The organism is Lederbergia ruris (assembly GCF_018332955.1).
Taxonomy (GTDB): domain Bacteria; phylum Bacillota; class Bacilli; order Bacillales; family Bacillaceae_C; genus Lederbergia; species Lederbergia ruris.
This window is the reverse complement of record NZ_BORB01000022.1, coordinates 59,084-67,827: the sequence shown is the minus strand read 5'-3', so window position 1 is coordinate 67,827 and position 8,744 is coordinate 59,084. Positions and strand designations below refer to the sequence as shown.

Sequence of the window (8,744 nt, the reverse complement as noted above, 5' to 3'; positions counted from 1 at the left end):
ATAGTAGAGAAATAGCGTGCATATTCTTTTTCACATATGAAATAAAGTGAAAATAATAGCACATTACCCCAGATAAACAGCTGAATTAGTTTGAAATAGATGACCTGGAATAATGTGCTAGTTTACAATAATTCCGATAAAAATAAAATCATTGAAGCACAATCGTTTAATATTACAGAGGACTTTTTTATTTGGCTGATATCAAGATTTATGGACGGGAATAGAATAATAGATGAGGAAAATTCATTAAGTATTAGCAGAATAATAGGCTTCAGAGGAGAGGGGAGTCAAAAACAAGCAGTTCTTTCTGGCTCTGGAAATGAAGTGATGAATTTACTCAGTTCACTATCCTTCTTAATTGAAATGGAAGTCATGACTGAAATTGAGGTTCGAATATTATGTGGTTCTGAAACCTTTGAAATAAGACTTTACTCAATAAATTCCCAACTTGATATATTAGTTGAAAACTTTGTAGGAGAATATATGATGTTACCGAGTGAAGAAAAGAATCCAAGAATTTTACTGAATGCATTTATTGATATAATTCCAAGTATAATGAATGCTTACAATGAAGAAGTTGATAATGGTAATTGGACTAGGAATAGTAAAAGAGAATTTACTTTAGGTTTAGTCGATTCTGTAAAGGAAAAGCTCGATCTTTTATATCCATCCCAAAACATAGATAGTTAATGTTTCTATTAGCACTGGTTTAGTTATAAAAGTTAGTGACGATCAAAACTTTCAAGTGCATAATCAAAACAATATACGCTATTAAAGTAGGCATCGGCAATTTACCAATGCTTATTTTTTGCCCCTTAAATCACCACGGTGAACCGTATCATAAGTTAATCATTGTGTACATATTGAGCGGCTTATGGGGAATTGGGAACCAGCCTATAGAGTAATACCTCGGAATTACAACTATTCAAAAAACCAGTAAGTCCCAATGTCCCTGCCATTGATACTTACTGGTTTTTAGTTTTGTTTATTCCTCATCCACCAAATCAATAATTTCCCTAATATCAGTAATATCCAAGGCTACGGCTATTTTTTCGAGGTGTTGGAAGTTTATGTTTTGCCGTTTGTGATTGGATAGTTCGCTAAGCGTAGCGTGCCTTATATCGGTTAAGCGTGAGAGTTCCCGTAAGGAAATATCCCGCTCTTTTAACAAATTTTTTATTTTTACGACAACTTTTTTATTCATAATTCACCTTAATTAGCAAAAAGTGGTTGACTATACTGAAAATTTACCATATACTCATGGTGAATGTGGTACGCATGGACGTACCAAAAGAGAAATGATAGTAAAGAAGAACTATCAATAAGAAGCACCAACTATTATTTCAGTGTTTGTTTATGTAGAAGGGAGGGGGACAGCGAGGAATTAAGCAAAAAGGTAATAAATTTCTGCGACAGTTCATTATATCGCACCAAGAAAGAGGAAAGGAAATATTTCATTCTCTTATTTTATTTCTCTAAACATGAGTAAGTCTATTTGTTAAGTTACATTTTGGTTTAAAAGAAAAGGTTCAAAATGAGTTTTAATGTAGTGAAGGTAGGCTGCTTGAGTAGTTTGGAAGCAGTTTGAAAAACAAATATGTAATCGCATACAGAGGAAGTTACTATCAAGTGTAAACAAATTGTGGAAGGATTATTGATCTACTAAAGATTTCCTGAGATATAACAATTTAATAGGATCAGTAATAATCATGCATTGGTAAAAACAAATACAGGGAGGTCAAATGATGGGACTCAAAAGGATTCAAATGATAGCGGTGTTATTATCTTTTTTGTTGTTTCTATCCGCATGTACTAAACAAAAGACGGAAGTGGCCGGAAATGAAATAGAAGATCAGTCCCTAGACATTCTAACGGAATCAGGGCTGCCAATTGTGAAGGAACCCATTACGTTAAACATGTTTGTAAAGAGAAGGCCGGCGGCAGCAGAGGATTGGAATGATGTGTTGGTATTTAATAAGTATGAAGAGCTAAGCAATATTGAGGTTAAGTGGGAAATGACACCTCAGGATGGCTTAGAGGAAAAGCGTAATTTGTTACTATCTTCAGGTGGCAAATTACCTGATGCTCTTCATTCTGCTGAAATTCCCAATATCGACATTCTCAAATATGGAGAGCAAGGGACGTTTATTCGTTTGAACGATTTAATCGAAGAGCATGCGCCTAATCTAACAAAACTGTTTGCAGAAAATCCAGAGATTAAGAAGGGGCTTACTTTTCCGGATGGTAATATTTATTCGTTTCCTTTAATAGCATCCGAAGATTTTACTTCCTATCGTATGGGGGCACGGCCGTGGTTTAAGCGGGATTGGCTCGACGCTTTAGATATGGATGTGCCAGAAACCTTGGATGAATTTTACCAATATTTAAAAGCTGTCAAAGAAACAGACCTACTTGGGGATGGTTCAAATCGGGAGGTACCCTTTGGTGCCAATAGTATGGATCATTTAGTCAATTGGTTGAAAGGGTCGTTTGGTTTAGGGAATCGTGGGACCGCTCATCCCTATATTGATATGGATCCCAAGGAGGAAAAATTAAGATTCATTCCTACTTCACCAGAGTATAAGGAAATGCTTGAGTATATTAACAAGCTATATAGCGAAAAATTAATCGAGGAAAATATTTTCACCATTGAACATAATAATTATCTTGCGAACGGATCCGAGGGTTTGTATGGGAGTACGATTTATTGGAGCACCGAAAGTGCATTTGGAGTGGGAGAAGATGATTATGACAGTGGCATCGCTTTAAAAGGACCAGATGGTGATCAACTATATTCCAATTTTTATCCAACATTATCAGGTATTCAAGGTTTTGTAATTACGAAGGATAATCAATATCCAGCCGCGACGGTAAGATGGGTTGACCATTTTTTTAGTGATGAAGGAGCAAAGTTATATTATTTAGGGGTGGAAGGAGAAACGTATGAGGAAACTCCTGATGGTGGTTATAAATTTTTGGATGAAATCACCAATAACCCAGACGGTTTGACGCTGTCCCAAGCCATTTCCAAATACTTAACATATCCAAATGGCGGAGCACCAGGCATTATTAAAAAGGAATTTTTTCAAGGAACGGAAAATTTACCAGCGCTTATCGAAGCGGCAGAGAAAAATGAACCATTCTTCATTCAAGAAACATGGCCAGCCTTTACTTTTACAAGTGAAGAGAGTAAGAAGATGGCCTCCTTATCAGCCGATATTGAAAAGTATGTAGAGGAAATGAGAGATAAGTTTATTTCAGGGAATGTGTCATTTTCAGAATGGGATAAATATGTGAAAACCATCGAGGATATGAGATTGAGCGAATATATGAACATTCAGGAGGAAGCGTACAAACGATATAAAAATAATTGAATCATGACATCCTTACACTCAATCTATCATTCTACCAATATAAAACTATACGGATAACCGTTCCGTTGTCCGTATAGGATCGAATTAGGAGGTCATAGCGTGCAGATCAAACAAGCTGATTCAATCAAGTCGTTGAAGGTGATTCCGGTCCCAGGACGTATATTAAGTGTAAAAAAGAGGTTTGTGAAAAGTTGGCAGCTCTATATTTTATTATTACCGGCCATTGTTTATTTTACAATCTTTCACTATGTTCCTATGTACGGTGTGCAAATCGCCTTTAAAGATTATATTGCCACACTTGGCATTACCGGAAGTCCATGGATTGGTTTTGACCATTTTATCCGTTTCTATAACTCGTACTACTTTTGGAGGATATTAAAAAATACATTCGCAATTAGTTTCTATCAATTGGCCTTGTTTCCATTACCTATTTTATTTGCTCTTTCATTGAATGAACTTAAGAATGGTGCCTTTAAAAAATGGACACAAACCTTAACATATGCACCACATTTTATATCAGTCGTTGTCGTCGTTGGCATGCTGATTGCGTTTTTGGACCCGATTAGTGGACTCGTAAACAATGTCATTACGAAATTAGGCGGAGAAGCCATTCCATTTTTAACTAGTCCTGGTTGGTTTAGACATATTTATGTGTGGTCGGGAGAATGGCAATCATTAGGCTGGGGAACGATTATTTATTTGGCTGCATTAGCAGGAGTAAACCCAGAACTGCATGAATCGGCAAGTATTGATGGAGCAACAAGAATACAAAGAATCTTATATGTTAATATTCCATCGATCCTGCCAGCTATTGTTGTCTTGTTTATTTTGAACATCGGTAAATTCATGTCGATTGGCTTCGAGAAAGTGTTACTGATGCAGAACTCGCTAAACTCGGAGACATCAGACATTATTCAAACATTTGTCTACGAAACAGGTATTATTGGTGGGGAATATGATTTTTCGGCTGCGATTGGATTATTTGATTCCGTGATCAATATTATTCTATTGGTCACCGTCAACTATTTAGCTAAAAAAACAAGCGAAAATAGCTTGTGGTAAGAGGTGACATAATGGCTACCAGAGGTCTATCTGATAAAACATTCGATCTAGTAAATAAAATTTTCGTTCTGATCGTGACTATCATCATTATTTATCCCTTAGTTTTCGCTATCAGTGCGTCTATAAGTGATCCTTCTGCGGTCAGTACAGGGAAAATGTGGTTATGGCCAGTTGATATCACGTTTAAAGGATTTAAAGTTATTTTTGAAAACGATGCCATCTGGCTTGGATATCGAAACACGATTCTCTATACAGTACTTGGAACCCTCTTGCATCTGATTATATTGCTTCCCTGTGCCTATGCATTATCCAGAAAGGAAGTCATGGGGAAAAAGTTAATCCTGTGGTTTGTGCTATTTACAATGTTATTCAACGGTGGCTTAATTCCTACTTACTTAGTGGTCAAATCACTCGGAATGGTGGACACCATCTGGGCGATTGTCGTACCAGGGGTCGTGGGTGCATGGTCGATTCTAGTTGCTAGAACTTTCTTCGAGCAAAATGTACCCGATCAACTCGTTGAAGCCTCTAGAATGGATGGGGCATCAGATTTATATACCTTTTTCAAAATTGTCCTGCCTCTATCTGCGCCTATCATTGCAGTCATGGCGCTATTTCATGGAGTTAGCTTATGGAATCAATATTTTACAGCGCTAATCTACCTAACAGACACTAATTTATTTCCATTGCAACTAATCTTGCGGGAAATATTAATTATCCATGAAATTGATACGGCCGCAGGAGGTGGAGCCGCTCTCGGGGATTCTTTAGTCGAACAAGTGAAAACCGCAGCACTTGTTAAATATGCCGTGATTATCGTTGCGGCATTACCATTATTAATTGTCTATCCCTTCTTACAGAGATACTTTGTACAAGGCGTTTTGATTGGCTCCATTAAGGAGTAATGATGAAATAGGAGTTGTAAAATGAGAAAAGCAGTATTTTTTGATATTGATGGAACATTAATTGGACGTGATGGGCAACTTCCAGAGTCAACAAAAAGGGCGATTGCAACATTGAATCACAACGGCATCTTCACGGCCATCGCAACGGGCAGAGGCCCCCACACGATTCAACCTTTGTTAAAAGAGTTAAATATGAATTCATATGTCAGTTTCAATGGGCAATATGTTGTCTGTTTGAACAAAGTCATCTCTAAGCATTATTTAGATTCCCAGCATTTAAAAAGCTTATCAGAGGCAGTAGAAAAACATCATCACGAAATCATCTATCTGAATGAAGCGGCCTTAGAGATGGAGCAACAAACCCATGAAAGCTTTGCAGCTTGGAAAAAGGCACACATGGAAAATAGGCCAAAAGGTTATTCAGATATCTATCAAGCCATCATATTTGTAAAAGATGATGAGGATTACTATCTTAAAGACTTTAACGATTATTACTCTTTCGTTAGATGGAGTGATAAAGCTTTGGATGTTATACCTGCAGGCAGATCGAAGGCAGAAGCGATAAAAGCAATGGCCCGAAAGCTGAAGATAGACATGAAAGATGTATATACCTTTGGGGACGGGTTGAATGATATAGAAATGCTACAACAAGCCGGTGTCGGCATTGCAATGGGCAATGCCCATAACGAAGTGAAAAAACACGCCGACTTTGTCACTACAGATGTTGACGATGATGGAATTGTACGTGGATTACAGGAAGTAGGGCTGTTATCCGAAAAGATATGTTAGAAAAATGCGAATTCAGGGCAGAAGGGGCCCTGCTTATCGCTAACATCGCCAGAAATCATTTTATCTATTGGCATTCCTACATTAATGTCAGCCTACTTAGTCGACTTTGTCGTATCCATGATAGTCAACGCCGTCGCCTCTGTCCCAGTAATTATATTATTCATCCTCTTCCAGCGGCAAATTATCCAAGGGATTAGCTTTACGGGAGGAGGGGGAGTGATGAGCAAACCAGATGCCAGTGGGGGGTGTCTGGTTTGTTTTTGTATCTGTCTCTTCTAGGAATGTACGTTCCCTGATCCCGAATAAATGGTATAATAGTTACATAGTAGAAAACTTAGATGGGGAGTAAATTAAATTCTGTTAATAGGGAGTGAGAAGAATGCAAAATGAAACGAATATACTAATCTACCAAACAGAGGAAATACAGAAATAGATGTTAGATTAGAGAATGAAACAGTGTGGATGACATAAAAAGCTATAGCGGAGTTGTATCAGACTTCACCTCAAAATATTACTCTTCATGTAAAAAATATTTATGAAGAAGGGGAATTACAAGAACAAGCAACTTGTAAGTATTACTTACAAGTTCAAAATGAAGGGTCAAGAGAGGTAAAGAGAAAGGCAAAACACTACAATCTCGAAATGATCATCGCAATTGGTTATCGAGTTCGTTCTCATCGAGGTACACAATTCCGCCAATGGGCAACAGAACGATTGAATGAATATCTTGTCAAAGGTTTTACTATGGACGATGACCGCTTGAAAGAAATGCGTAACTTCGGGCAAGATTATTTTGATGAATTACTGGAACGAATCCGTGATATTCGTGCTTCAGAGAAAAGATTCTATCAAAAGATAACTGATATTTACGCTACATCTGTTGATTATGACCCAAAGGCGGAGATTACACAGGAATTCTTTGCTACGGTTCAAAATAAACTTCATTTTGCCATACACGGTCAAACTGCGGTGAACTCATAGCAAATAAAATTCGAAAAGGAGATGTAACTATCGCTAAGAATTACTTAGATGAAAAAGAATTAAGAGCACTTAATCGTATTGTTACTAGGTATTTAGACTATGCTGAAGACCAAGCAGAAAGAAAGAGACCGATGTATATGAAGGATTGGAGGAAAAGACTTGATGCTTTTTTAGAATTTGATGAGCGCGAAATTCTTCAAGATGCTGGAAAGGTAGCAAAAGCTGTAGCAGATAAAATAGCGGTTCAAGAATATGAAAAATTTAATCAATCTCGAATTACCCAAAATAGTCCAGATGATTTTGATCGATTTATTGAGAGTTATAATTTGAAAAGGTAGTACTCTTAGTTAGGCTCATTCCAAGAAGATAAGGATGCATAGTGCCAGGCACAAAAACAATTCTAAATGGTTCGGTATCTGGCACCCCTATTAAGAGACGATTAAATGGCAAAGGATCTAAAACTCTATTTTAAATCCATAATAATGGATTCCCAATCGTGCGGAAATCCCATATCAAAAAGGTTTATGTATTCTTTATATTCATCTATTAATGCATGTAAGGAAATCAATAAAATATTCCTATCCTTTTCATTTAAAAGTTTGAATAGAACAATGATAGCTGCAAATAGAGAGTTACTTTGTATGTGATTTTTCACCTTATTGAATAATAGAGGACTGATGGTCAACTTTTTACCGTATAGCCTCCCATGATGAGCGCAGACATTTCTAATGGTCGTTAAAGTGTGTAGCCAACTTTCTGTATATTTGTAATGTACATTATAATATGTTTTGGATATGAGTAATTTATCCTCATGAAGGAGATTCTTAAATAACATAGATAATGTCGAAAATGAAAGCACCTCAACCGCTACCCAGAAGGGAAAAACGCCATCGTATTTTTTGCGGTGATGGATGATGAATAACTCAGTTTTATTCTCATCATAAAAACGATCAAGATTTTTTATGAACCGTTCATGATGAGTTGGATCTTGAAAATAAGAAGGGTTCTCATAGCCGAGAGGAGAATATTCATGAGCATGATGGTAAGCAATATGCGTTCGAAAGGCAACTTCAATACTTTCCAAAGCACCTAATAATAATTGACGTAATTTCTTATCGAATTCATATAGTGAAACGAGTTTCGAAAATGTGGTTCCTTCTATGTAGATATTACTGTTAGGGGAGCATTTTAATGTTAGGCCATACGCTACAAGTCGATAATAATTAACTCTTTGCAAAGTGTTAATGGCATATTCTGTGTCTTCAACTACGACTCCTCTGCTTTGAAGGATTTTTAATTGCTCTTCAAATGTTTTCGCAACTTTAATCGAATTGTTTTTATGAGGATCTATGGGTTATCACTCCATAATCTAAAATGACCCACCGTGGTCCGCATTGTGAAGAGGCGTGGTGGGTTCTGTTACGTTTAGTATACCTTTAATCAAAAAGAATGTACAGCATGATCTATGTACAATATTCTCCAATTTTCATGTTTATTGCCATTTAACGTACCCCTTAGTAAGGGAAGCCGCTAGTACCTCTCCATTTCGTTACTTTTGGCAGTTTTTTAATCTTTTATATAAGGGGGATTAAGAAGTGCAATAATCTCATGGCTTTGGCTTAATCCGCTATGA

At 36.8% G+C, this 8,744-nt stretch carries 9 protein-coding genes; 7 read left to right on the top strand and 2 right to left on the bottom strand.

The features are described 5' to 3' along the window. Nucleotides 1-99 precede the first annotated feature (99 nt). Nucleotides 100-690 (top strand): hypothetical protein, encoded by a 591-nt coding sequence (locus KI363_RS13240; protein ID WP_212966596.1) that lies wholly within the window; start codon nucleotides 100-102, stop codon nucleotides 688-690. Between the two features lie 295 nt (nucleotides 691-985). On the opposite strand, the gene KI363_RS13235 is transcribed toward KI363_RS13240, so the two are convergent. Then, nucleotides 986-1,204, bottom strand: coding sequence for a helix-turn-helix domain-containing protein (locus KI363_RS13235; RefSeq protein WP_212966595.1), 219 nt, complete (start codon nucleotides 1,202-1,204; stop codon nucleotides 986-988). Between the two features lie 541 nt (nucleotides 1,205-1,745). Between KI363_RS13235 and KI363_RS13230 the strand changes: the two genes are divergently transcribed. The 6 genes from KI363_RS13230 to rhuM (KI363_RS22270) all read left to right on the top strand — a co-directional run bounded on the left by KI363_RS13230 (nucleotide 1,746) and on the right by rhuM (KI363_RS22270) (nucleotide 7,449). Then, on the top strand, nucleotides 1,746-3,374 hold the full coding sequence (locus KI363_RS13230; protein ID WP_212966594.1) for an extracellular solute-binding protein: 1,629 nt from the start codon (nucleotides 1,746-1,748) through the stop codon (nucleotides 3,372-3,374). 132 nt (nucleotides 3,375-3,506) lie between these two features. Continuing rightward, nucleotides 3,507-4,436, top strand: a complete 930-nt coding sequence (locus KI363_RS13225) for an ABC transporter permease (RefSeq protein WP_246516865.1) — start codon at nucleotides 3,507-3,509, stop codon at nucleotides 4,434-4,436. 11 nt (nucleotides 4,437-4,447) lie between these two features. After that, nucleotides 4,448-5,341, top strand: coding sequence for a carbohydrate ABC transporter permease (locus KI363_RS13220; RefSeq protein WP_212966593.1), 894 nt, complete (start codon nucleotides 4,448-4,450; stop codon nucleotides 5,339-5,341). 21 nt (nucleotides 5,342-5,362) lie between these two features. Then, nucleotides 5,363-6,130, top strand: a complete 768-nt coding sequence (locus tag KI363_RS13215; RefSeq protein WP_212966592.1) for a Cof-type HAD-IIB family hydrolase — start codon at nucleotides 5,363-5,365, stop codon at nucleotides 6,128-6,130. A gap of 486 nt (nucleotides 6,131-6,616) precedes the next feature. After that, nucleotides 6,617-7,111 (top strand): RhuM family protein, encoded by a 495-nt coding sequence (gene rhuM, locus KI363_RS22275; protein ID WP_250620164.1) that lies wholly within the window; start codon nucleotides 6,617-6,619, stop codon nucleotides 7,109-7,111. Continuing rightward, nucleotides 7,108-7,449 (top strand): RhuM family protein, encoded by a 342-nt coding sequence (gene rhuM / locus KI363_RS22270; RefSeq protein ID WP_306345176.1) that lies wholly within the window; start codon nucleotides 7,108-7,110, stop codon nucleotides 7,447-7,449. The genes rhuM (KI363_RS22275) and rhuM (KI363_RS22270) overlap by 4 nt, the downstream gene beginning before the upstream one ends. A gap of 125 nt (nucleotides 7,450-7,574) precedes the next feature. Here rhuM (KI363_RS22270) and KI363_RS13205 read toward each other — a convergent pair whose 3' ends face one another. Continuing rightward, a complete protein-coding gene (locus KI363_RS13205) occupies nucleotides 7,575-8,348 on the bottom strand; it encodes an Abi family protein (protein WP_191967398.1) in 774 nt (257 codons plus the stop codon). Nucleotides 8,349-8,744: the final 396 nt, after the last annotated feature.